Genomic DNA, 26,290 nt, shown 5'->3' with positions numbered 1-26,290 from the left:
CTGCCCAAAATTACATAAATTTTATAGAAGTCTTTTTTGAGGAAAAGTTAAGATATATTTATTCTTCCCATTTTAACCAAACAGGAAACTCTTTACTCATTGTTCCTAACTTTCTCCCAGCTTCATGACTAATAATAATAACGACATTTTTGTTTCTATCAATATTCTGAATTTTACCAATAATTTTGACGGTTACAGTTCTTCCAGCACTTTCATTATATACTTTTATGAGAGTTCCTTTAGGAGCTGTTCGGTGCATTCCGACAAGTCTATCACTTTTTAAAGTTACATTACAAACACCTGATTCAGAATGAGGTTTTCCTTTTTTTGCTTGGCTAGTCATAGTGTTTGCACTTGCAACAATCAAAACTTCTTCGATTTTTTCTCCTTTGCCTACAATAATTTTTTGTCCTGCTTTTATTTGTCCAGAAGGATTATCATTTATTTTTTTTAAATCTTCTACACTGACTTTATACTTTTGGGAAATAGAATAAAGAGTTTCTCCATTTGCTACTGTATGATATATATGTTTTAGCTCTTCTTTTTTATTAGGATCTTTGGCTACACTATACGCATTTGAAGGAATGAGATATAAGTCCTGATGAGTGCTTGGATAAGGAATAAGTAATTCTTGTCCTGTTTGAATTTGAGTAGAATAAAGCTCATTGAGTTCTTTAAGCGTTTTTACATCAGTTTGAAACTTTGAAGCAATCGAAAAAAGTGTTTCGTTTGCACGAACTTTATATCCTTTGAGTTGAGAAATTCTATACGTCGTTTGAGCATGTGGAATGTAAATAATTTGACCTATTTTCAATGGATAACGAGCAACAGGATTGAGCGTGATGAGTGTTTCTTTATTTATACCATATTTTCTAGCAATTTTATAAATATCTTCACCAATTGTAACTCTATGTTTAATATATAAATTATTTCCCCTTCGTTCTAAACCAATAGAATCTTTTTTTGATGTAAAAGAAGAGAAAGCATACAAAGAAGATGAGGAAAAATGAATAATGAAGAAAATTATAAATAGAATAAAGAATTTCACGTGGTAGAGATTGGAGAATGAGAAAATAGGAATATAATTTTAAAACACAGAATTCACAGAGAAAACAGAGAATGAAAAATTTCCTTTTTTAATTAGGTTTGATTGTAGTACTTCTAACTTCATAAATCTAATTTCTAAATTTATTAACTGGTAACTGTTTTAGCCTTCTTGCAAACTATATGTAATCAACTCTTCTAAAGAAAGATCTGTGCCGTATTTTTTCAAAATGGCATTTATGGTTCTATCAGCCACTAATTTTGATAAACCTAGACTGGTAAGAGCATTGGATGCTTGTTCTTTTAATGCGCTGCTCATTCCATTTTCATCTTCCAATTGGAAACCTTCTTTTGCTAACTTGTCTTTCAAGTCTAAAACCAAACGTTCGGAAGTTTTCTTTCCAATTCCTTTTATTTTCTGAATAACAGATGTTTGATTATTAATAATTGCATTGGCAAGTTCAGAAACGTTCATTGCTGAAAGCATCACTAAAGCAGTATTTCGTCCTACTCCAGAAACACTAATAAGCTGCAAAAACATTTTTTTCTCACTTTCAGTAGCAAACCCAAAAAGCTCTTGAGAATCTTGTGTTACGCTCAAATAAGTGAAAAGTTTGAAAGGTTGTCCTTCTTGAATAATAGAATAGGTTTGAAGTGAAATTTTGACTTCATAACCCACCCCATTAATATCCAAAACGGCTAGTGAAGGTTCTCTTTTTGTAATTTTTCCGTTGAGATAGGCAAACATTTAATAAAATGGTAAGTGATGAAAGTTAAATTTTCGATAAATAAAAATGCTAGTATGATTTTCTATTTCTAATTTTCTAATCAAAGATAAGTAAAAAAGTGATTTTTTAATAGAATAAAATAGAATTTTCAAAAAACAAGCGATTTAAATGCAACTTTGTTGCATTTAAGAAGATAAACTGTATATTTGCAAATGCAATAGTGTTGCATAAATAAAATTATATAAATTTTCAAAGCTTATTTTATGAAAAATAAATCAAATTTTGATGTAATTATTATTGGTGGAAGTTATGCAGGACTTTCAGCTGCTATGGCTTTAGGACGTTCTTTAAGAAAAGTATTAATTATAGATAGTGGAAAACCTTGTAATAAACAAACTCCTCATTCTCATAATTTTATTACTCAAGATGGAAATACACCCAAAGAAATTTCAGAGAAAGCAAAAGAACAAGTTTTAAATTATCCTACGGTTAGTTTTCTTGAAGGAAAAGCAATTTCTTGTTCTTCTCAAAAAGATAAATACGAAGTTTTTGTAGAAAATGGAAATTCATTTTTTGGAAAAAAAATTCTTTTTGCAACTGGAATAAAAGATATAATGCCTTCTATTACAGGCTTTGCTCAGTGCTGGGGAATATCAGTTTTACATTGTCCTTACTGTCATGGTTATGAAGTAAAACATGAAAATCTTGGAGTTTTGGCAAATGGAGATATAGCTTTTGAAATGGCTAAACTTATCTATAATTGGAGTGAAAATCTAACTTTATTCACAAATGGAAAATCTACTTTGACTGAAGAACAGACTCAAAAACTACACTCTAAAAATATCAAAATAATAGAAACTGAAATTTCGGAATTTGAACATCAAGAAGGACAAATTCAAAATATTGTTTTCAAAAACAAGACAAAACACGCAATTTCTGCTATTTTTGCTCGTGTAGATTTTGTGCAGCATTCTGATATTCCAAAAGAAATGGGTTGCAAGTTTGATGAGAATGGATTTATAGAAGTCGATTTATTCAAAAAAACATCTATAAAAGATATTTTTGCGATAGGAGATGCTACAACTATGTTTAGAGCAGTATCGTTTGCAGTAGCTTCTGGCACAATAGCAGGAGCTGCTATAAATAGAGAATTGATAGATGAGAATTTTTAGATAAAAAAATCCATTCAAGAAATATATTTCTTGAATGGATTTTAGGATAAAGTAGGATAGAATTTTTTTTTTAGTCTAAAACTTCTTGCAGTTCTACTTTAGTAGAACTATTGTTATAATAGAGAATTTCTACCTTTTTAGATACCTCTTCTTTTAATAGTTATTTTATACTTATTATTCGATAATAATTTTCTTTACAATTACTTCTTTTCCATTATAAATTTTCAGAAAATAAACACCTGATGCCACTCCTTTGATATTCATTTCAAAGGTATCACAGCCTTTTATAGTAGAATAGTTAATTTTCTTTATAGTTTGGGATAAAGAGGAAAGCAATTCTATTGTTACTTCATTTTGCTCTATATTATCTACACGAACATAAAGAATGTCTTTTGCAGGATTTGGATAAGCCGTAATAGTAGTTTCGTTACTATTAGTTACGTCTCTAGTAGATAATTTGGCACTAGGTAAGGTAGAAGGATATAAAACTGTTTGAGGTACAATTTCTTTTGTCTGGCTTGCACTAGACCAGCTTAATTGAGCTACTGCATTACCTGTATTCTCAAAATACTCTAGTTTTATAGTGTAGCTCTGTCCTCCATTTAGGGTAATTGTACCTGTGTGTTCTGTAGCCCCTTGGTTTACCCATTTATCAATTAATAAGACCTCATTTACCCAAAGGCGTACTCCATCATCTGTATTGGTATAAAAAGTATAAGTTTCAGAATAAGCAGGTTTTATTTGTCCTGTCCAACGTACTGAATAAGTATCATTCTGAATACTTGATGAAGGCGAACTATTGCCCCAGTTAAAGTTTACAGTAGCATCAATTCTATTAATTGATGTTCCTGTAAAGTCTATATTGTTATAATAGGTAGCTTGAAGTCCTGTTCCATCTGTACTAACAGGTTCATCTAGCGTAGTAACATCTAAATAAATAAATTCTGATTGTGCTGTACTATTTTTTGCTGATAATCGGTATTTATAATCTTTAGAAGGTAATACTGTTAGGTCTGTAAAAGAAGTAGAATCTCTTTCAATACTGCTTACTAATCTATAGCTTTCTCCATCTGTGACTGATCTTCTTTCAAGGATAAATTCAGTTTCATTATTCGAATTGTCATTCCATTTTAATGCAACTTGTCTTGTCTGAACACTTGGGGCTATAAAACTTGAAGGTGCTAAAATTGTTGCTACTGTTCCTCCTTGAATCAAATCATTTGGATTGTAAAGGTTTGCTGCTTTATAATACACTAGAATTGCACTTTCGTTTTGTGGAGTTGAATTTCCCCAAGGTGTTACATTTGTTACTGGAATAGGATTTCCATTTGGAGTTCCATTCCCATTAGAAGCTGCTGTTTGCCTACCTACACAAATTACTCCATCACTTGTTTTGTAAACACCATACAAATCAGTATTACCTCCTCCTGCTTCTGTAGTTGGATTCCATTCTCCTACCACCAATGAGGAATATTTAGGAACACTAAATTGGGAATCATAAACTCTTACAAAATTATTCCATGCACTTTTACCTTGTGAGGGTTTTAGCATTTTCTGATACGCATTTGCAGTAGTTATTGTTCTACGTCCTACTCCTAGTACACACACGTCTCCATTGCTTGACACCTTTAAACTGTTTTTTGCCATTCTTGTAGTGTTTACATTTGGCCACCCAGAATTTGGATTTGACCAACCGTCTAAATTTGGGTCAGGATGAGGAGTTCCTAAAGAACCTGTGCCTTCAGCTAATTCTGCCATGTAAGTTGAGTTGGTAAGTGTACCATTGTTCAACTGAAATTTTCCTAACCAAGAGATATGAATATTGCCATTGCCTCCTGTAAAATTATTTTGAAATCCAGATGCTGTTGCATTACTGTTAATGGTATTTCCTTCCCAAAAATTCTCAACATTATTCCCATGAGTTCTTGCACCTACTACAAGTCTATCATTTGTATAATCTATTGCCAATGCATCAACATATTGGTCTGGAGAAGAATTAACGGTATTACCAGAAGGAGTTATTTCATGGTACAAACGACTCCACCACATTAACATGCCAGACTCATCCATTGCAATTACAGCAGGCTCAAAATCAGGTTGCCCACCAGGAAGTACACTTTTGAAATTCATTCCTATATATAGGTTATTGTTTCTTTTGTCAATACAAATAGATTGTCCTCCATATACAGGAGTTGGAGATGCTGAATAGCCTGTATATCCTGGACTAGCATTTGTTGGGGAAGCTGGGTCACAAGGAGAATTAAATAAAACATCTAAAGGCCACTTGCCTTTTTTTGTTCCTCCATTTTCATCAGCAATGACAGCATTGTAATCTGCCAAAGTCCATGATCGCAAGTCGCATCTTCCCCACATTTTTAGAACAATTCCACTATAAGCAACCGATTTAATTCCACCAAGTGGATTTGCTGAAGCAGGAGTTCCTTTCCATTCTTTTCCATCTTTTAGCCAGTGGGTTCTCCAATTATTGACTACTGTTGGTTGTCCATTTTGATCTAGACAATATACTGCACTCCAGTCATATCCATAGGCTTGACCTGATATGTAAAATACTCTTCCATCATTAGTAACATCCCATGGATGATTTTCTTTAGGAACTGATTTTGCCCAAACTGATTTGAACCACGAAAGTGAAGAAGGTACACCATTAACAAAGTTATTATCAAGTTTAGCAATAATATATCCTCCCTCTTTAGAGTCCGTATCAGAAGTATTGCAACTAATGTACAAACCCCCTGTTGGTTTATAAGGTTGAGAATTGGTTTTCATAAACCGAATATCTTCAACAGCTCCTTGTGGAAAATGTAGGACTTGCAGTACAGTTTGTAAGTCAGATGATAAATGTAAAATAAAGCCATACCGATTTGTTCCTAATGAATTTGGAATTGTTCCATTATAAGTCAATTGAATTTTAGGAACTCCATTAGCAATCCAATTTAGATTATCAGCATAGCCACAAACCAAGAATGTTCCATCAGTAATTTGTGTTATATCATAGAATGTTTCTTTTCCAGTACCACCTGCATAGGTTACAATATCATTTTGTGCCTGTAAAAAATTGGCAGCAAGCACGAATAAAAATAATAGTGTTGTTTTTAGTATTACAATTATTTTTTGCATTTTAGTTTTATTAAAATAATTAAAAAAAATTAATGTTTTTTTTTTGACATAATAGAGCTATCAAAAAAGATAGCTCTATTGGTAATAGTTATTCTATTTTTATTATTCAATAATAATTTTCTTTACAATTACTTCTTTTCCATTATAGATTTTTAGAAAATAAACTCCTGAAGCTAAGCCTTGAATATTCATTTCAAAGGTATTATTACCTTTTATAGTAGAATAGTTGGTTTTCTTTACCGTTTGTGATAGAGAAGAAAGCAATTCTATTGTTACCTCATTTTGCTCTATCTTATCTACACGAACATAAAGAATGTCTTTTGCAGGATTCGGATAAGCAGTAATAGTAGTTTCACTATTTTTAGTTACGTTTCTAGTAGCTACTTTTGCAATAGGGGAGAAAGCAGGATATAAAGCTGTTTGAGGTATAATTTGCTTTGGTTGAATTGCACTTGACCAACTTAATTTAGCAGTTGCATCTCCTGTATTCTCAAAATACTCTAGTTTTATGCTATATTTTTGTCCTGCATTTAAGGTAATTGTGCCTGTGTATTCTGTAGCACTTTGGTTATTCCATTTGTTGATTAATAATGCATCATTTACCCAAAGACGAACCCCATCATCAGTAGTAGTATAAAAAGTATATGTTCCAGTATAAGCAGGTTTAATTTGTCCTGTCCAACGAGCCGAAAAAGTGTTAGCTCCTATACTTGATGAAGGCGAACTATTGCCCCAATTGAAATTTACAGTAGCATCTGTTCTGCTAATTGATGTGCCTGTAAAATCCATATTATCATAATAAGTGGCTTGAAGTCCTGTTCCTGCTTCTTCAGGAGTGGTAAAGCTATTAGGGTAAGAAAAATCTGAAACTACATTACCGTTTTTAGCAGAAATTCTGTAACGATATTCTTTATTAGGAGAAAGTGTTGGGTCGGTAAAAGAAGTAATATCTACACCAACACTTTGAAGAAATTCATAATTACCTCCATCAGTAACTGATCTTCTATCAATAATAAATTCAGCTTCATTATTTGAATTGTCATTCCAAGTTAAAGTAGCTTGATTAGTCTGAATATTGGTTACTGTAGCCCCTGAAGGTGCATTTATTGTAATAATTACTGCTGGTGTCTTAACATCTAAATAAATAAATGTTGATTGAGTTGTACTATTTTTTGCTGATAATCGGTACTTATAATCTTTAGAAGGTAGAAGTGTTGGGTCGGTAAAAGAAGTAACATCTGTACCCACACTTTGTACTAACGCATAATTTCCTCCATCTGTAACTGACCTTCTTTCAATGACAAACTCGGTTTCATTATTTGAATTATCATTCCAAGTTAAAGTAGCTTGTGTAGATTGAACGTTTGTAGCTGTAAATCCCGAAGGCGTATTTACAGGTGCAAAAGGAGTAACTACATTCAGATAAATGAAATCAGATTGCATCGTTGCATTTTTAGCAATTATTCTATAATTGTACGACGTGTTTGGTAACAAGTTCGTATCTGTAAAAGTAACTGCATCAGTAGGCAAAGTTTGGAGAAGAGAATAACTTTCGCCTGCTGTTACATTTCTTTTTTCTAGCACAAATTCAGTTTCATTATTTGAATTGTCTGTCCAGTTTAAAGTAACTTGTTTGGACTGCACATTTGTAGCTGTAAGACCTGAAGGTGAATTTACAGGGGCTGCTGGTGTAGTAACATCTGTATAAGTATATTCGGATTGAATGGTTGCATTTTTAGCTGATAATCTATATCTATATGAAGTAGATGGTGTTAAGGCTGCATCAAGCGTTGTTGTAACATCAATAGCTTCGATTTTTGCTACTTCATATTGTCCATTAGGTAATTCTCTACGTTCAAGTAAAAATTCAGTTTCATTGTTGGAATTATCTGTCCAATTAAAGGTAGCTTGTGTTGCTTGAACATTTGTAGCTGTAAATTGTGAGGGGGCAGCTATAGTTGTACCTCCTACATTACTCTCTGGAGTTCTATTAAACCATATTTCAAGATCATCCCAATATACATCTAGGATTTTGCCTTGGTCTTTAAATAACTTAGCCACTTTACCTTCCATGTATATTTTCATAGGATTCCATGCTGTCTGCCCATCTGGTGTATAACTGCTCGTAGCATTGGCTACTGTACGTGTAATTTTATCAACAATAACCGTTTTTTGTCCATCTACTGTAATAGCCATATAAATTCTTCCTGTATTGTTATCCCCCTCTTTAATATAAATTTCTTGAGTCATCCATTTTCCAAGTGGAACTTCAAAATTAGGATTTATATATTCCCATGTAGCTGGGTAAACATTTATAGGATCTCTAAACTTAGCACCAAATCTTAATTTTGATCCTGCTACATGATTTATCCTTGTTATTTCAAAATCAACTCGGGTTGATTTTCGTGCTTGTCCTCTTGGTACATCGTATGAAGGGTCATTCCAAAATTCTTGCAAAATAAACCACCCAAAATCTTCATCTTCAGCTTCTAGTATTGCAAGGTCGGGTGAGAAATAAATACGACATTTTTGATAATACTCTTTAATAAAACCACCCACAGGTGCTGCATTTTGATTTTGTAAATTATACTGTATGCGAGCTTTGTGTTCAATTTTATTGGTATATGAATTTGTTACTGTGATATGTTGATCAGTAATCCTAAAGCGCATTGCTTTATTATTAGTATTTTGGGGGTCTTTAACAATTCGTGCATTTCTTTGAGTAGTGTCACCTTGTTCATAAACAATTTCGCCATATCCAAAATAGGGATTATTAACAAGGTCATTTTCCCAATCACTAGGATTGGAAGAATTATTAGAACCTTTTATTTTCTCATGATTAGGCGTTCTAGGTTCAAGCCGTGTTGTACCCTCAAAGCCACTTTTAAAGATTAAAGTTTGAGCATGACTATTTGTATAAAATAGAGTAGTCATTAGCCATATACCTAGCGATACTATTTTATAGTAGCTAAGTTTTACCGTTGTAGGTTTTGAATTTTGAATGTTTGTGTTCATAATATTTGTATAGGAGCTTAAAGTATTCTTATAAGAATACGGGTGAAAAAAATGAATTATATAACATGATTTTTTCTTTACATTTCATTTAGTTATGGAAATAATATTTTTTTATTGATTATAAAAGATGTAGGCACAATTATTTATAAACTAAATTTTGTATTATAAAAATATTAATTAGGACTTTTTATTTTTGTAGGAATACAAAACACCTATTCTTCTTTTAGGAAAAATAAAAAATAATGGAAATAATAGAACCTAGTGAGTAAAATTAACAGCAACAACACCAGCACATAACCTTAGAAATGGTTTGTACAAAAGAATAATCAGCAGAAAGTAACGTAATAAAAGTTGCCTGTAAATGAGATGATGTTGAGTTGGCTGTTTGCTCAAATGTTAAGCTTGGTAGAGTCTGTATGAACATGATGGTTATGAATTTATATGTCCTAAATTCTTTTTGAATAAAATTCAAAAAGAAAAAATTTGATTTAGGCAGGAATTAGCACCTTGCTTATAGTATTAATTTATACTAAAATAATGGCAGGTTGCCAGTACATCATTGAGCCTGTTCTCTCTGTACTTCTTTATAAATCTCATACACTTTAGTAAATCAAAATTAAATCAGATTTAACTATGTGTAATTGAAATGTAATGCAAATATGAGTTTATGAAAAAGTATTTTTCCTTTGGTATTTGATAGTTTAATCAAAACCATTATTGCACTATAAGGATGTTTTATTAATTAATTATAATAATTAGTGTTATTAATTAATATTTCAAATATAGCGTTTTATAAAATCTTATCACTATTGTTTTTAAAAATTAACAAAATTTAATATTTACAAAAAATTTTCTTTACTTTAAAGAGTTAATAAAAAGACTGATTATTAGGATTTTGTGTGTTTTTGGGCAAAAGTAGAATAGAGTTGGACAGTTTTTTTTATATACAATCCAAAAATCAACTTGCTTGTATTATTAGATATTTAGAAGATACTTTTTTTTGTTTTCACGATATTTGAAATATTACACAGATTCTAATTTAGGAATAGAATTCTATTTTTAGTCTAAAACTTCTTGCAATTCAATTCCTTTTAAATTTGAATGCGCTGAAATAATTTCATTGATAAGTGCTACATGACTTGAGCCTAACAAAATCATAACTTTTTCATCTTCTTTTGTAATTTGTTTTTGCATAATAGAAAGCATATATAAATTTCTTCTGTACCATTCAGAAGCCAAATATGCTCCTACAAAATTATCTTTATTTCCAACTTTAGTAATTATTTGAGTATAAAGAGATAAGTCCTTTTGACGTAAAGCAGGACTATTATTGTAATAGAGAATTTCTTTAAGCGATTTTTGAGCATCAATTTGAGCATCAAAACCAGTCGAAAATTCTTGAATTACCTGCATAATTTCCTCTTGCAACTCTGTTTGATTATTTTCTTTCGCTACTTGCATCAAACTATCAAAAGGAAAATCTGTATTTGTGTAATCCATTGCATATACTTTTTTATGTCCTAATTTTTTGGCTGCACGAAAAGCAAGTTGAAAAATTTCGTTTTGTTTATAAAATTTAGAGAGTTTCGGATTATCAAAATACGTTCCTGCCAAATATAGAGTATACAAGGAATCTAGTTGTTCCTGTTCGTTGTATTCCCATTCTACAAAGATTTTTGAAGGATTATAGGCTTTGATTTTTTCAGAAATTTCTTCTAACTCTTTTTGGCTTTTCTCGCTTTCAATATCAAAACTTTTGGTTTTGGCAACATCAGCACCTGGATTATTAAAATGAAATGTTCCGAAAAGAAGCACTTCTATTGGTTTTTCTTGAGTAGTATTTTGAGCAATCGAAGAAAATGAAAAAAATAGCAGACAAATGGAGAGGGCAAAAAAAGTATTTTTCATAGTGTAGTAAAGTACTGAAGTATAGAAATAAAATTTATAAAATACACCATAATAGAGTTAAAAATTGAAAGAAGGTTGCATTACTTTTTTTAAATAAAAAAATCCATTCAAAAAATATCTTTCTTGAATGGATTTCAGCTTTTGCATATAATTGAAAATTATTTCAAAATTGCTCTAGAAATAACAAGTTTCTGAATTTCAGAAGTTCCTTCTCCAATCGTACACAATTTAGAATCTCTGTAATATTTTTCTACTGGAAAATCTTTTGTATATCCGTATCCACCAAAAATTTGTACAGCCTCAGAAGCTACTTTTACACACACTTCAGAAGCTACATATTTTGCCATTGCAGATTCTTTATTTACACTTTTTCCTTTATTTTTAAGATCAGCAGCTTGTCTTGTCAAAAGTTCGGCAGTTTCTACATCAGTAGCCATTTCTGCTAATTTAAACGCAATCGCTTGGAAGTTTGCAATCGGTTGATTGAACTGCTCACGTTCTTTTGAATAAACAATCGAATGACGTAAAGCACCTTTTGCAATTCCCAAACTAAGGGCAGCAATCGAAATACGTCCACCATCTAATACTTTTAAAGACTGAACAAATCCTTCGCCTACTTTTCCCAAAATATTATCTTTATGAACTCTACAATTATCAAAAACGAGTTCAGCCGTTTCAGAAAGACGCATTCCTAATTTGTCTTCTTTACGTCCACCTGAAAAACCTTCTGTTGTTTTTTCGATAACAAAAGCAGTCATTCCGTGAGAATCGCCTATTTCTCCAGTGCGAACAATTACAACAGCAATATCGCCACTTTTACCATGAGTAATAAAGTTTTTTGTTCCATTAATTACCCAATAATCGCCATCTTGAACAGCAGTTGTACGCATATTTCCTGCATCCGAACCTGTGTTGGCTTCTGTCAAGCCCCATGCACCAATCCATTCTGCTGTTGCTAATTTTGGCAACCAACGCTTTTTTTGTTCTTCGTTTCCAAACTGTAAAATATGACCTGTACAAAGTGAATTGTGAGCAGCCATTGAAAGACCAATTGAAGGGTCGATAACGGCAAGTTCTGAAATTGCAGTTACATACTCTTGATAACCAAAACCACTTCCTCCATACTCTTCTGGAACTAAAACGCCCATTAAACCCAAATTTCCTAATTCCTTCATTACATCAACAGGAAAATGTTGGTCGTCGTCCCATTTATTACGGTTTGGAGTGATAGCACGCTCTCCAAAATCTTGTACCATTTTGGCAATCATTTGAAGCGTTTCATTTGTATTTGTTTGTGTAGGTGTCGCTACTGACATATATTTATTATTTATGGTTGTTTTTTATTGATTCTTTTAAGGCTCAAGTTACAATTTTTTTGCGAATTTTTTGATAGTGAAATTCGAAATTATGTAGTTCTATTATCAAATATTTGTTGCTTGTACAAAAGAATGTGGTTTTTTGTTTTAAGCAACTGATTTTTTTTGCTTATAATAAACCTTATCACAGTTTGTATTAAGGTAGTTCAGGCTTCCAGTCTGAACATCAAAAACAGTATTTTATCAAATTCAACAGTCTGGAAGACTGTTATACAACAATAACCATGATAACCTTTAATTTTTACCTTTTTAATTTAGAATCATATTCCATCTGTTCGACTTTATCTTTATCTTCCTTACTTCCATAATCACTTCCCTCCACAGGCAGAGGAGGAAAAGCATTGAGTTGTCGCCATAACTCATACCAAATTGGTACTTCATTGAGCATTGCCCAACCATAAACACCACTTCCTACACGCAAAGCAGCAGGCCAATCTTCTTCAGCTTGTGTATCAGGTACAACCAAAACACGATATTTATTTTTTGTGTTGATATAATCAATGACTGCTATTTTTCCACCAAAAGTACCTACTGTAGCTGATTCCCAACCCGAAAAAACCAGCGAAGGCCAACCATCAAATTGCAAACGGACATGTGTTCCACGTTGAAGCAAAGGAACATCATTTGCAGAAACATACAGTTCTACTGCAAGTTGTGGGTTTTCAGGCATAATTGTAACAAGAGCTTGTCCTTCTTTTACAATTTCTCCAATTCCTGTAAGTAAAGACTTAACTACATAGCCAGACTGAGGAGCACGAATAATATAATTAGCCTTTCTGACCTCTACATTCGTAAGTTCGTTTTGAAGTTTGGTTAGTTTTTGTTCATTTTCATTTACATAAGCAAGAGTAGAACTTTTATCTGAAATAGCTTTTGCAATTTTACTCATATAAGAAGCTCTTTTTGATGAAACCTCTAAAACAGTATTGAGATATTCATTACGTGTGGTAGCCAATTTATTTTGTGCTGAATTGAGTTTTGCTGTTGCTTCTTTTGCTTTTAATTCTTTGTTTTCTAAATCAGTTTTGGAAGTAAGTCCTTTTTGAAATAATTCTTGTTCACGCTGATACTGATTTATAGCATTTTGATATTGTGTTTCGATAGCTACCAAATCAGCACTATCTATCGTAATTTTGTATTTGAGTTGTTCTACTTTGTTTCTTGCCTGATTTACTTCCAATTCCATAGCTGCTTGATCAGCTGCAATCTGTTGGTCTAATGCTCTTGCTTTATCTCCCAAAGAACCGATTGCGTCTCCTTGTGCATCTATCTGACTTGCCATTCTGTCTGTTAGATTGGGATCAAAATAATAATCTTTTACTTCTGAAATTCTAGCTATGGTATCTCCTGCATTAACAAACTGCCCTTCTTGAATATGCCATGCTTCTATTCGTCCACCTACAACAGGATATACTTTTTGAGGTCGGTCTTCTGGACGAAGTGCTGTAAGCTGCCCAAAACCTGCAATGTTTTGCTGCCAAGGAAGAAACAAAAATGCTATACCTGCCATAAAAATTCCTAACGACCAATAAGCAACTATTTTTCCATAACGAGGTGTTTGGAGAAGTTCGAAGACATAAAAATCTTCAAATAATCTATCGCCTTCTGGCATTGTGTTTTTTGAAATTCCTAACATAGTTTTTAAAGTGCAGTTTTTATATAAATCTGAATCTGTTGATGTAGATAAAAGTATTACTATCAAAGATAATAACTTTGCTTTTAATTTGTTGCATTCAATTATGAAAAATAGGTTTATTTTATCCTAATTTTTCTAAAAAATGATTTAAAGTAATTGTATAAACTACAAATAGAGCGATAGTGTTTTATAAAAAATAATTCAAATAAAAGTTTGTAAAACAGGTGTATATCAAAATTCAAGAGTGTGTTTGGGTATTTAAACCAAATTAAATTTTGAATTATCACTTTTTTAAGTTAAATTGGTATAGAAAAAGTTAAAAGCTGTTTTTCTCTACTCATTAATAATCTAAGTATAGAGTTAATTAATTAGAATTAATCAACTAAGAAAAGACACTACAAAAATATATAACCAAATTAACTTCACAATAATTTTTTATTTTTCACAAACTTAAACATCAAATCAGACTTATGAATTTTACACCAAAAAATACAGCAAGCGACAAAGATAAACTAGCATCTATTAAGGCTTATCCTTCAGTAACTCGTTATATGGCAACTAACTTAATTACTTTTAGTCCAGAGCAACCTGTTTCAGAAGTAATTAATATTTTTTTAGAAAAGAAAATTTCAGGTGCACCTGTACTCAATGAAAATCAAGAGCTAGTAGGAATTATCTCTGAAAAGGATTGTCTGCGTGTTATGATTGGTTCAGCCTATCATAATCAGCCTATAAGTATGGGAAAAGTAGCTGACTTTATGACACGAAACGTACAGACAGTTTCAGAAGATCAAGATGTTTTGGATATTGCACAAGCGTTTTTGAATACACCTATTCGTCGTTTTCCAGTTCTTAATAAGCAAGGAAAAGTAATAGGACAGGTTAGCCGTAGAGATATTTTGAGAGCTGCTGATATTATAGAATCCACAACGTGGTAAAATAAATACACTCATGGATTTATAAAACAACCTATTTTTATTTTTTTGGAAATAGGTTTTTTGAGCTACAATTTTTAAACTTTATATCCCAAATAATGTAGTATGAGTAATAAAAAAGAATATTCAAATGGAGAACTGACGATAATTTGGCAAGCTCATAAATGCACACACGCTGCCGAATGTGTAAAAGCATTACCCAATGTTTATAAACCAAAAGAAAAACCTTGGATAACTATAGAAAATGCTACAACAGCAGAATTACAAGCTCAAATTAGTAAATGTCCGTCTGGAGCTTTGACCTATAAACTCAATCAATAAATTTAAAATGTCAACAACCAAAGCAATTAAAGAAGTAAAATATGTAATCCCTGCCGTAGATATAAATATGGGAGGGATTATTTTAAAACAAGCCCTACCTACTCAAAGAATCAATCAAATAGATCCTTTTTTATTATTACATCATGCCAGTTTTGAGTATCGTGATGATGCGCCAGCTATCCATCAAGGTATTGATCCTCACCCACATAGAGGCTTTAGTCCAGTAACATTTATTATTGAAGGCGAAGTTCATCACAGAGACAGTCGTGGTAATAATCAAATTGCTAAAAAAGGCGAAGTTCAATGGATGCACGCAGGTGCAGGAATTGTACACAGTGAACGCCCTTCAAAAGAATTAGCAGAAAGAAATGGTAAACAAGAAATTATTCAGCTTTGGATAAATTCTCCTGCAAACAGAAAAATGCAACCTCCTAGCTATCAATATATTCCTGAAAATGAAATTCCTTTCTTTTGGTCACTAGATAAAACTATTCAAAACAAAATTATTGCAGGAAATTATGAAATTATAGAAGAGAATAAACTGAAAACTCTGAAAGGCAAAATAAAAACAGAAAGCGAATTACTTATCCTTTGGAGCAAAGCAGAAAATAAAGGTTCTCAAATTATATCTATTCCAAAGCAAATGAATGCTATGATTTATGTTGTGAGTGGAGAAATGAGAATAAAAGGATATGGAAAAGTAGAGGAAAAAGAATTGATTGCTTTTGAGTTAGAGAATGAAAATATAGAAATGGATATTGATGCAAAAGCAGAATTTTTAGTTTTGTGTGGCACACCAATAAATGAAAAAATAACACAACATGGACCTTTTGTAATGAATACCCAAACACAGATTATGGAAGCTATGAGAGATTATCAAATGGGAAAAATGGGAGTTTTGATTGAAGAAAAATAAAATTCTGTATTTGTAAAGAAGAAGGAAAAATATAATCTTTAATAGATTTTTGAGTTAGATATATAAAACAAGATTTGAAATAATACAGAAAATGAATTTAGAGTTATTCTTTAACAAACCTTCGTTATCCAATTTTGATGGACAAAATCATAAAAATACATGGTTTGAAATTCTGACAGGTAATTTTTCGGCTAATTTTTCGTGGCAAGATGCCGAAATTGCTATTATTGGAGTAGATGATGCAACGGGTTCAGAAAATAAATCTATGCTTAATGCTGCTGATGCTGTTCGTCAAAAATTATATCGTTTACAAAAAGGACGAGCGCATAAATATAGTATTGTAGATTTAGGAAATTTGAGATTGACAGAAGATGAAACTCAAACAAAGGAACGTTTGGCTGAAGTTTGTTATAGACTTTTACAAAAAAATGTTTTGCCAATTATCATTGGAGGAAGTCATGATTTGACTTTGGCACAATATGAAGCCTACAAGCCATTAGATAAAATGCTTTCGCTGTTGTGTGTTGATGCTAAGATTGATTTGGATACAAATAGTAGTTCTTTGGCAGATAGTTTTATGGATAAAATCTTAAAATTACAGCCCAATTATTTATTCAATATTACACATTTGGCAAGTCAAGAATATTTGATTCCATTAGATTTTATAAAATTATATCAAAAACTAAATTTTGATATTGTCGGAGTTGGAAAAATTAGAGACAAACCTGAAGAAGTAGAACCACTTGTCAGAACAGCAGATTTACTAAGTTTTGATTTGAGTGCCATTCGTGCAGCAGATGCAGCAGGAAACAAATTAGCCCAACCTTTCGGACTTTCAGCAGAAGAAGCAACACGAATTTGTTGGTATGCAGGAAATAATGTTCAAATGACTTCGATAGGTTTTTACGAATATAATCCTGATTTGGATGTGTATGGACATACAGCAAGTATTATTTCGACAATGATTTGGTATTTTGTAGAAGGATTTTATAATCGTCAAGCTGAATATGATTTCGGAAGTCCTTTTTATATAAAATATCTTGTTCCGATGGGAGGAAAAACTGATTTTATGATGGTTTTTTACAAAAGTAAGCTGACTGATAAGTGGTGGCTAGAAGTTCCTGCGCCTCATTTTGAAGAAAATAATGAAGAAAATCCGTATCATCGTCCTTCCATTATTCCCTGTAGTTATAATGATTATCAACAAGCAAATAGAGGCGAAATGCCAGAACGTTGGATTAAAATGTACAATCGTTTGTTTTAAGTTTTTGAATATCTAAACAACTTGAAAATAGTAGTTGTTGATCACTTTATTTTTGGTTATTTTTGAGATACAATTCTTCTTAATTAAATAGAAATTTGTCATCTCAATAAAAAAATGTTCCTTACTTTACTTATCAATATTATGTATGATAAAGACTATAATAAACTTCCTTCAAGAAGAACACCAGATCCAAAACCAATAGGAGATGCATTGAAAGCATTTTTAGATGCTCAGAAGTGGAATGTGAAATATGAAAGTAACAGATTAAAAGTAGATTGGGCAAAAATTGTGGGCGAGTTTGTAGCACAGCAAACTGAAAAAGTAGAAATTAGAAATAAAAAAATATTTATTCGTGTTTCTCAACCTACTTTGAGATATGAATTATTGATGCAAAAAACGTCTATTATTTATCGTGTCAATTCTCATTTTGGAAAAAGAATGATAGAAGATGTAGTGCTACTCTGATTTATACTGTTTAGTACACTGTAAAATAAGTTTATTTGCATTTTTAATATCGTCGGTGGGGATAATAGCCGTAATGTTAAAATTTATTTGTCTTCCTGTTCTGTAGGAACTACATATTGGTAGGATTTCTCCTACGGAGTAAATGAATTTTAATTTTTCTGTTTTTATCTACCAATATGAAACTCCAAACAGAGTGCTAAATTTCTTAATGCTCTTATCGCTATGGCAGGGACACCAACAATGGCAGAATTATAAATTGAACAGGATTTTAATCCTGTTTTACATGTTTTGTACCTCTAGTAAAAGACAAAAAACGAATAAAAAACCTCAGAAGAAAAGATTTTTAGAAAAAATAAAGTTTATAAAACCTTTATCTCAATTTTTTGTTATATTTTTGCAGTATAAAATTATTTAGACTAATTACAAACAAGACGTTTTATAAAACCCTAAGGTTTTTTAAAACTCATTAGAGTCTAGAATTATATAATTAGCATTATCGAAACTGCTACTTACTTCAAAAAAATTATGGCAGAAGCAAAACAAACCGAGCAAGAACTTTTAGAAGACATCACAAATTCGGAATACAAATACGGATTTGTTTCAAATATAGAATCAGATAAAGCAATCAAAGGACTAACAGAAGACACCGTTCGATTCATTTCTGAAAAGAAAAATGAACCTGAATGGCTTTTAGAATGGCGTTTGGAGGCTTTCAGAAAATGGCAAACCATGCCAACTCCCAAATGGGCAAACTTAAATATTCCTGAAATAGATTTTCAAGAAATTATTTATTATGCTGCTCCTAAAAAGAAAGCACAAGTAAACAGTCTTGACGAAATAGATCCAGAACTTTTAGCAACCTTTGATAAATTAGGAATTTCTTTGACAGAACAAAAACGTCTTTCAGGAATTGCTGTTGATGTAGTTATGGATAGTGTTTCAGTAGCTACTACTTTCAAATCTAAACTAGCAGAATTAGGAATTATTTTCTGTTCGTTTAGTGAAGCTGTGCAAGAACACCCAGAACTTATCAAAAAATACTTAGGTTCAGTTGTTCCTGTGAGTGATAATTATTTCTCTGCTCTCAATTCGGCTGTTTTTAGTGATGGTTCATTTTGTTATATTCCTAAAGGTGTTCGTTCGCCAATGGAATTATCAACCTATTTTAGAATAAATGAAGCAAATACAGGACAGTTTGAAAGAACTTTAATTGTTGCAGAAGAAGGCTCTTATGTCAGTTATTTGGAAGGTTGTACTGCTCCTCAAAGAGATGAAAACCAACTTCATGCTGCAGTAGTAGAGATTTTTGCACACAAGAAATCAGAAGTAAAATACTCAACGGTTCAAAACTGGTATCCAGGAGACAAAAATGGAAAAGGAGGAATTTATAACTTTGTAACCAAACGAGGAATTTGTTTTGGCGATGATTCAAAAATTTCTTGGACACAGGTAGAAACTGGTTCGGCAATTACATGGAAATATCCATCTTGTATCTTGAAAGGTGATAACTCAATGGGAGAATTTTATTCTGTTGCTGTTACTAAAAATTATCAACAAGCAGATACAGGTACAAAAATGATTCACATCGGCAAAAATACAAGAAGTCGTATTGTTTCAAAAGGTATTTCGGCAGGACATAGCCAAAATTCGTATCGTGGTTCGGTAGATATTATGAAACGAGCAACCAATGCACGTAATTTCTCTCAGTGTGACTCACTTTTGATTGGTGACCAATGTGGAGCGCATACTTTTCCTTATATTAATGCTGAAAATAGTAGCGCACAAATAGAACATGAAGCTACAACTTCAAAAATCGGAGAAGATCAGATTTTCTATTGTAACCAAAGAGGAATTGATTCTGAAAAAGCTGTTGCACTTATTGTAAACGGCTACTGTAAAGAAGTTTTAAATAAATTACCAATGGAATTTGCTGTAGAAGCACAGAAATTACTTGCTCTTTCTTTAGAAGGAAGTGTAGGATAATTTTTAATAAAATAAGATTTAGAAAAAAGTCTATTTCAAACAAAAAAATGTTTGGAATAGACTTTTTCAATTTATCAAGATAAATAATATGAGATAAAATAGTCAAAACTATTTACTTAATAAGGTTAGTTACATCTTGGAACAGGACAAAAAGAAAAATGCCGTTGTTGGTGTTTTAGCGACAGCGACACCAACAACCACAAACTGTACTGACACTTATGAAAGTGTCTGACAGTTATTTTTATTAGATAATTAATTAGAAGCTGTATTAAATAATTTTTATAAGAAAACCTTGCATCTTGGAATAATTATATTAATAAATAGGTAGAAAATGATTTCAATGAAATGAATATATCTTAAAATAATTCATTTTGTTATTATATTAAGATAATTAACTAATCTATTGTTTATAAATTATTAACAAATAGTTTAGGAATTATTAAAACAATCTAAGGAAGTAGCTTGTTATGACAGCTGATTAATTCAATCAATTAATTTTATTTAAAACTAAAACAAACCCTATTATGAAAAATTATTGGAAAACTGCAATGTGGAGCATGGCTCTTATTTTATTCACATTTATGGCTGCTAGTTGTGGCGATGATGATGAGGACGAAGCTCCTGCTCTAAGAAGTAAAGTTTATACACTTGCAAGTGCAGATACTACTGGTTTAACTAACGTAACTGGAACAGTTACTTTTGATGAAGTGGATGCTTCAAAAACAACTGTAACTATTGATCTTGTAAATGCACCTGCTGGTGGAGTTCATCCTGCACATATTCATGATGGAGAAAAAACAACTAATGGTCCAGTAGCATTTGCCCTTACTGAAGTTGTTAATTCTAAAAGTGTAAGTACAGTAACTCAAAGTTATGATCAATTGATTAACTATGATGGTTATGTAAATGTACATCTTAGTGCAGATAGTTTAGATGTAATTATCGCTAATACTAACATCGGCTCAAACGAATAAAACATCTCCTGAATACCAATATAATTAATTGAGTATTCATTCAAAGCAAATTACTTTGAGAGCAATTTTATTTTAAAGTTTTTTATTTTTAATAGAAAATTCTAAAATAGGATTGCTTTTTTTAGTGCAAAATTTGAAATCACTATAACAATTTGCTTTATCAAAAGTTACTATAAGTAGAAATACAATTTTTTAATCTCTAATTTTTTAAACTATAAATACTATGAGTCAAGAATCAAATAAAAAAGCTGTTGATGGGTTAAATGAACTTATCGAAAAAAATTATGATGCTGAAAAAGGCTATAAAGAAGCTGTTACAGACGTAGAAAATCACGAACTTAAAGATTTCTTTACAAAATCAGTACAACAGCGTTACGAATTTGGACATGAACTAAAAGCTGAAATAGCAAAACTAGGAGGAACTCCAGAAAAAGGCTCAAGTGTTACAGGTACATTACACCGTATTTGGATAAACTTAAAAGCAATGGTAACTACTCATGATGTAGCAGCTGTAATTAATGAATGTGAGCGAGGAGAAGAAGCTGCCATCGCAGATTATGAAAAAATCTTGAAGATGGACGAAATGCCAATGGATGCAAAAACAGTTATTCATAAGCATTTGCAGCAAATTCGCTCTTCACTAGAGCATTTAGAAGAATTGAAAAAACGTTTTGCTACTGCATAGTTTGTAAGCATTATCAAACATTTTTAAACAAGAAAGCCAATTATTCTTAGCGAGTAATTGGCTTTTTGTTATATATCTTCTCACTACTTAATTTGATTTTATTCTCTAACAATTTTCAAATAAGTAGTGGTTTTTGTGCCAATAGGTGTGATTTCGACAAAATACATTCCTTTTTTCCACTTACTTGCAGCAATTCGAAAAGAATGAGTAACCTCTGCTTTATAAATTATTTTACCTAAAGCATCACGAATAGCAACCTCATATCTACCATTTGGAATCTTAAGGAAATAGTTTTCATTACTTGGATTTGGATAAATTTTCATGTTTTCTTTTCCTTCTTCCTCATTCGTTAAAACGGGACTATCACAAGATAAATTAGATATTCTCCCCCAAAGCTGATTATCAAAAGAAGAAATAGCGTTGAGCTGATCAGATTCTGCACTATTTCCAACTCGTACCACAACTAAACCCTGACTTGGTACAACATAAATTTTTTGATCGTTTGCTCCTAAGGCTGCAATCATATCAGAAGGTGCATTTGGAATAATAGAGCCTTCAAAAATTCTATCAGAAGAAGGAAGTTTATAAGTATCTTTTCCATTGAGCCACCATAAATATCCATAAGCAGGATTAAGAAGTTGAGAAGTATTTGTCATTTGTTCAAAATACATGGCATCATTCAAAACAGGGTTATTTTCCCATTTACCTTTATTGAGAATTAAAAGACCAAAACGAGCCATACTACGAGGTTTAGAAAACAAAATATAGTTCAGAAAAGCTCCTGTAATTCCTGTTTTACGAGTTACTCGTTCGGCAAAATACTGATTTATTGGTTTTCCTGTTGCGCTATCTAAAACATCTTGCAAAAGACGATAAGGAGCAGAATAATAGTACCAATAGGTATCAGGTTCTGATCTGTAAGTAAAACAGTCAGGAGAGTAACAGGTATTTGTTCCTGCATCAGTTGGAGGATTAAGTCCTGTTGTCATCGTCATTTGATGACGAATGGTAATTTTGTCTTCTTGTTCTTTTGTCAAACTTGTCCAACCTTCACCCAAATAGGTTGATGTTTTTTTGTTAATATCCAAAAGACTAGAACGCTGTGCAATCCCAACAAGAGTGGCTACCATTGATTTGCCTGCCGATGCCCAATACCACACACTATCTTGTGAAAATGTTCCAAAATACTTTTCTAAAACAATTTTGCCATCCTTCAAGACAATAAAACCTTTTGTGTTTTTTTCTTCTAAAAATGTGTATAAGCTATCGATGCGCTCATCGCACCACTCTAAATCTGAGCTTGCTGTTGTTTCCCAGTTATTATCTTCAGTTTCTACAAGGGGAGGAAAATATAAATTTTGTGCTTGTATAAAGTCAATGGGACTAAATAGAAAAAGAGTTAATAAAATAGGTACTATAAAAATATGTGTAAAAATAGATTGCATAAGTTTTAAAAAATTAAGCGAAATAGGAAATAATTTTTTATTTGGATACGATTTTTCTAATAAATTTTTAACTAGTAATTATTGCATTATAAAGGGTATAAAAGTATTTTATTATAAACTGCTTTAGTAACGTTATATGTTATCAACACTTTATAAAACGAGATGAAATACTATATTGGTAAGACCAATGGACTCTATAAGTTTAAAATTAGTTAAAAGGGGTTTGAAAATTAAAAAGATTATTGATTTTTTACTAAAAATTAAAAATAAATTCAGAATTTGTAGATAATTAGTCCTTTTTAAGAAACCAAACCAAGATGTTTTCCGTTCTATTAATACAATAAGATGCTAATTAGTTAATAATCAATGAGTTATATTTTTTTGATTTGCTTTTTATCATTATATTGTCAAAAGAATTTTTTTCAAAGATAGTTTTAGGGATTCTTTGGAAAACAGAAATTCAAAGTTTTGAAAACGTGGAAATAATATGAGAATATATAGTTTTAAAAAAATGCTTATTTACCTTTTTTCATAGTTTCAATGTTTTCATATCAATAGGGTTAAGTTGTAAGTTGAAAAGAGTCCGATAAGTTATCGGACTTTTTTTTATGTAAACTTATTATTGACACTATCTGTTTCAGTTATTGAGTCTAAAAAACAAAACATATTTATATATCAATTATTTCACTACACTAATCACTATTTTATGGCTGCTTTAATGATGATATTTGCCTTTGCTTGTTCAGTTTTTCTTATTGGAGTGCTTACAAAAGTTGCTTTTTTCAATACTAAATCAATTACTAATAAAGAAAAAGAGGAAGTAGAAGAGTTAAAACAACGTAATCATGAACTAGAAATGCGCATGGAAACATTAGAAACCATTGTTACAAGCATTGACCCAGAGCTTTTGGGAGGACTTTTAGAAATGAATTCTCCTAAAAAACGAGTTCCTAAAAATGTAAGAGATAAAATTGATAAAATAAAGAAGAGATAGTCTTATTTTTGTGTAAAATTCTATTTATCTTCAACTAATTTTTAAAAAAAATATGATAGTTTCCGTCGAAATAAGTGTTTATCCACTTACAGAAAATTATAAACCAACTGTAAAGAGCTTTATTAGAAAAATTTCTGAAAACTCAGCTCTAAAAATAAAAGTAAATGGCATCAGTACACAAGTTTTTGGAGAGCTAAGTGAAGTTATGCCAACTCTAGAAAAGGCAATTCAATCTTGTTTTGAAACTCAAAAAGCATCTGTTGTAATAAAGTTTTTAGGAACAGATTTAAGTGAATACGAATATAAAGGATAAGTAATACCGTCTTCTAAAATTAAAGAGCAAATACTATATCTTTCTATTTAAAAAAGTCTTTATTCTTTGTTGAATAAAGACTTTTTAATTTTCTACTAATAAGAATCAAATATTTTTTAGAAAAATACAGTACAGTCAGGCTGTTTTTTCTGTAAAGCATTTGCAGCAGCTTCTGTCACTTTTGTATCTTCACAATAAACAATTGAAAGCGTACTTGCTCTGCTAAGAGGAGAAAGATCTGAAACTTCTGTTTTTGCAAAAACTATTTCTCTAAGTTTTAAAAGATTAGAAAGAGGAGCAAGACTTGAAACTTTTGTTTCTGAAAAAGTAAGTTCTCCTAAATTAGTAAGGTCTTTTAGTGGAGCAAGACTAGCTACTTTTGTACGAGCCATATAAAGCACTTCTAAAGATTTGATGTATTTCAATGGAAAAATATTGCTAACAGGTGTATTTGAAAAATCTAATACTCTAAGTTTACGCATTCCACTAAGAGGAGCAAGATTAGAAATACGAGTTTCATAACAATCTAAACGGCTCAGTCCTGTCATCGAACGTAAAGGTTCTAAATCACTTATTCCTGTGCTTGAACAGTCCAACTCTTTAAGTCCTACAATATTTCTCAATGGATCTAAAGAAGAAATTCCTGAATTTCCATCACACCAAAGAATTTTTAGATTCTTAAGGTCTGCTAAAGGTTCTAATGTGCTTAATCCACTATCTTTACAATCAAGTTTTTCGGCAGCATAAATTTTACTTAGTTCGGCAGTTGAAGGAGAAGCACTAATACCGAATTTAGTCATAAAAACATTTTTCCAGTTTTTATCTAAAGAGTTCCACCAACTTGTTGAGAGTTGTGCATTAGCTTGTGTAGTCATCAGAAAACATACACCACAAAAAATGCTTATACGAAATAGAGAAAGCAATTTTTTCATAAATAATTTCATTTTGAGATTCTTAAAAGAGAATGAATAAAGTTGTTACATACAACCAAAATAAGTTTGAATATAAATAGTACGATTGAAAATTGATTAATTAACCTTAATCAAAGACAATGCTAAAGTTCATATATTTAAAAATAGCATATAAATAACCAAAAAGTTATCTACCAACTATATTCTTAGTCTGCAATTATTATGCAAAAAGATTTTTTGGAAAGAAATGTGTTCAAGAGTTTATGATATTAAACAAAATTGATTAGGTCATAGATAAAGTAAAATATATTTAGTTTTTCAATGCAAGGTTCATAAAGAAACACTGAGAATATATTTTGCTATACATAAGGAAGTGATAATTCTGCTTACTTATTTAAGTTGTTCTAAATCTCAAGTGGTTTGATTATAAATGAAAAAGACTTTGCCAATCTAGTTTAGCAAAGTCTATATAATTTTTTTATGTAAAAATAAATTCAATTTCTTCGTAATATTTTTATGTTGTCAGACGAGCAATTTGTTGTGCTTCTTCCCAGTCTTCAAAGTTTTTAATATCGTCACTCAAAGAACCAATTGTCCAAGAAATAAGTGCAAAGTCGTCCATCATTCCAATAAAAGGAATAAAATCGGGAACTAAATCTAATGGAGAAACCAAATAAATAATGGTTGCTGTTGCTTTTACTAAAGAACCCCAAGGAAAATCTTTGTATTCTTTTTTATAAAGCGCACGAATTAAACGTAAAAGTGTTTTGAACTTATCTTTTACTTCTTGACTCATAGGTCGCTCATTTTCTTTATTATTAAAATGAGTATAAGCTTTATTTATTAGGGCAAACATTTTGTTTCTACTTGCAATTACTTTAATTGCTTTTTTAGTAGCTACTTTATAGAATTTAGATTTTTCAACTTGTTCTTCTGCTTCAATCTGAGAATTAGGAGTAACTATTGGATTTTTTTGTTGTATAAAATCTTCTTCTGTAAAGTTAGTAGGACTTTCTTTTGGTGTATTTGACATATATTATAGTTTAGATTAAAAAATATATAAATAA

At 31.2% G+C, this 26,290-nt stretch carries 21 protein-coding genes and 1 riboswitch; of the genes, 11 read left to right on the top strand and 10 right to left on the bottom strand.

Features of this window, described 5'->3' with window-relative positions:
* Positions 1-58 precede the first annotated feature (58 nt).
* Positions 59-1,048 carry a LysM peptidoglycan-binding domain-containing protein gene (locus tag V9L04_RS03180; protein ID WP_338792621.1) on the bottom strand — a complete coding sequence of 330 codons (990 nt, stop codon included), beginning with the start codon at positions 1,046-1,048 and terminating at the stop codon, positions 59-61.
* 159 nt (positions 1,049-1,207) lie between these two features.
* Positions 1,208-1,792, bottom strand: coding sequence for a Holliday junction branch migration protein RuvA (gene ruvA, locus V9L04_RS03175; RefSeq protein WP_338792620.1), 585 nt, complete (start codon positions 1,790-1,792; stop codon positions 1,208-1,210).
* Positions 1,793-2,035: 243 nt separating this feature from the next.
* Between ruvA and V9L04_RS03170 the strand changes: the two genes are divergently transcribed.
* The gene (locus tag V9L04_RS03170; protein WP_338792619.1) at positions 2,036-2,944 is read left to right on the top strand and encodes an NAD(P)/FAD-dependent oxidoreductase; all 909 of its coding nucleotides are present in this window, start codon (positions 2,036-2,038) and stop codon (positions 2,942-2,944) included.
* Between the two features lie 174 nt (positions 2,945-3,118).
* Here V9L04_RS03170 and V9L04_RS03165 read toward each other — a convergent pair whose 3' ends face one another.
* From V9L04_RS03165 to V9L04_RS03145, 5 genes are all read right to left on the bottom strand, one after another.
* A complete protein-coding gene (locus V9L04_RS03165; protein ID WP_338792618.1) occupies positions 3,119-6,082 on the bottom strand; it encodes a PA14 domain-containing protein in 2,964 nt (987 codons plus the stop codon).
* A 102-nt stretch (positions 6,083-6,184) separates the two neighbouring features.
* Positions 6,185-9,097 (bottom strand): PA14 domain-containing protein, encoded by a 2,913-nt coding sequence (locus tag V9L04_RS03160; protein ID WP_338792617.1) that lies wholly within the window; start codon positions 9,095-9,097, stop codon positions 6,185-6,187.
* Positions 9,098-9,531: 434 nt separating this feature from the next.
* Positions 9,532-9,690: riboswitch (SAM riboswitch) on the bottom strand.
* Positions 9,691-10,156: 466 nt separating this feature from the next.
* On the bottom strand, positions 10,157-11,005 hold the full coding sequence (locus tag V9L04_RS03155) for a DUF5694 domain-containing protein (protein WP_338792616.1): 849 nt from the start codon (positions 11,003-11,005) through the stop codon (positions 10,157-10,159).
* A 158-nt stretch (positions 11,006-11,163) separates the two neighbouring features.
* Positions 11,164-12,321 carry an acyl-CoA dehydrogenase family protein gene (locus V9L04_RS03150; protein WP_338792615.1) on the bottom strand — a complete coding sequence of 386 codons (1,158 nt, stop codon included), beginning with the start codon at positions 12,319-12,321 and terminating at the stop codon, positions 11,164-11,166.
* Between the two features lie 301 nt (positions 12,322-12,622).
* Complete coding sequence (locus V9L04_RS03145) at positions 12,623-14,017, bottom strand: HlyD family efflux transporter periplasmic adaptor subunit (protein ID WP_338792614.1); 1,395 nt, start codon at positions 14,015-14,017, stop codon at positions 12,623-12,625.
* 470 nt (positions 14,018-14,487) lie between these two features.
* Between V9L04_RS03145 and V9L04_RS03140 the strand changes: the two genes are divergently transcribed.
* From V9L04_RS03140 to V9L04_RS03105, 8 genes are all read left to right on the top strand, one after another.
* Positions 14,488-14,955: a CBS domain-containing protein gene (locus V9L04_RS03140; protein ID WP_338792613.1), complete on the top strand. Its 468-nt coding sequence runs from the start codon at positions 14,488-14,490 to the stop codon at positions 14,953-14,955.
* A gap of 102 nt (positions 14,956-15,057) precedes the next feature.
* Entirely contained in the window at positions 15,058-15,273 is a 216-nt protein-coding gene (locus tag V9L04_RS03135) for a (4Fe-4S)-binding protein (protein WP_338792612.1), read from the top strand.
* A gap of 7 nt (positions 15,274-15,280) precedes the next feature.
* Positions 15,281-16,189 carry a pirin family protein gene (locus tag V9L04_RS03130; RefSeq protein ID WP_338792611.1) on the top strand — a complete coding sequence of 303 codons (909 nt, stop codon included), beginning with the start codon at positions 15,281-15,283 and terminating at the stop codon, positions 16,187-16,189.
* Positions 16,190-16,280: 91 nt separating this feature from the next.
* Complete coding sequence (locus V9L04_RS03125) at positions 16,281-17,453, top strand: formimidoylglutamase (protein ID WP_338792610.1); 1,173 nt, start codon at positions 16,281-16,283, stop codon at positions 17,451-17,453.
* Positions 17,454-17,567: 114 nt separating this feature from the next.
* Positions 17,568-17,918: a DUF721 domain-containing protein gene (locus V9L04_RS03120; RefSeq protein WP_338792609.1), complete on the top strand. Its 351-nt coding sequence runs from the start codon at positions 17,568-17,570 to the stop codon at positions 17,916-17,918.
* A 525-nt stretch (positions 17,919-18,443) separates the two neighbouring features.
* Positions 18,444-19,901, top strand: coding sequence for a Fe-S cluster assembly protein SufB (sufB, locus tag V9L04_RS03115; RefSeq protein WP_338792608.1), 1,458 nt, complete (start codon positions 18,444-18,446; stop codon positions 19,899-19,901).
* A gap of 524 nt (positions 19,902-20,425) precedes the next feature.
* Positions 20,426-20,875 (top strand): CHRD domain-containing protein, encoded by a 450-nt coding sequence (locus V9L04_RS03110; protein WP_338792607.1) that lies wholly within the window; start codon positions 20,426-20,428, stop codon positions 20,873-20,875.
* A 223-nt stretch (positions 20,876-21,098) separates the two neighbouring features.
* Complete coding sequence (locus V9L04_RS03105; RefSeq protein WP_338792606.1) at positions 21,099-21,560, top strand: PA2169 family four-helix-bundle protein; 462 nt, start codon at positions 21,099-21,101, stop codon at positions 21,558-21,560.
* A gap of 98 nt (positions 21,561-21,658) precedes the next feature.
* On the opposite strand, the gene V9L04_RS03100 is transcribed toward V9L04_RS03105, so the two are convergent.
* Positions 21,659-23,005, bottom strand: coding sequence for a serine hydrolase (locus tag V9L04_RS03100; RefSeq protein ID WP_338792605.1), 1,347 nt, complete (start codon positions 23,003-23,005; stop codon positions 21,659-21,661).
* A 706-nt stretch (positions 23,006-23,711) separates the two neighbouring features.
* Between V9L04_RS03100 and V9L04_RS03095 the strand changes: the two genes are divergently transcribed.
* The gene (locus tag V9L04_RS03095) at positions 23,712-23,999 is read left to right on the top strand and encodes a hypothetical protein (RefSeq protein WP_338792604.1); all 288 of its coding nucleotides are present in this window, start codon (positions 23,712-23,714) and stop codon (positions 23,997-23,999) included.
* 52 nt (positions 24,000-24,051) lie between these two features.
* Complete coding sequence (locus tag V9L04_RS03090; protein WP_338792603.1) at positions 24,052-24,312, top strand: thiamine-binding protein; 261 nt, start codon at positions 24,052-24,054, stop codon at positions 24,310-24,312.
* Between the two features lie 116 nt (positions 24,313-24,428).
* Here V9L04_RS03090 and V9L04_RS03085 read toward each other — a convergent pair whose 3' ends face one another.
* Positions 24,429-25,244 carry a leucine-rich repeat domain-containing protein gene (locus V9L04_RS03085; RefSeq protein WP_338792602.1) on the bottom strand — a complete coding sequence of 272 codons (816 nt, stop codon included), beginning with the start codon at positions 25,242-25,244 and terminating at the stop codon, positions 24,429-24,431.
* Between the two features lie 493 nt (positions 25,245-25,737).
* Positions 25,738-26,256, bottom strand: a complete 519-nt coding sequence (locus V9L04_RS03080) for a YkvA family protein (RefSeq protein WP_338792601.1) — start codon at positions 26,254-26,256, stop codon at positions 25,738-25,740.
* Positions 26,257-26,290 lie beyond the last annotated feature (34 nt).

The sequence above is a fragment of the Bernardetia sp. MNP-M8 genome, from assembly GCF_037126285.1.
In the GTDB taxonomy this organism is placed as follows: Bacteria; Bacteroidota; Bacteroidia; order Cytophagales; family Bernardetiaceae; genus Bernardetia.
This window is presented reverse-complemented; position numbering and strand designations above follow the sequence as displayed.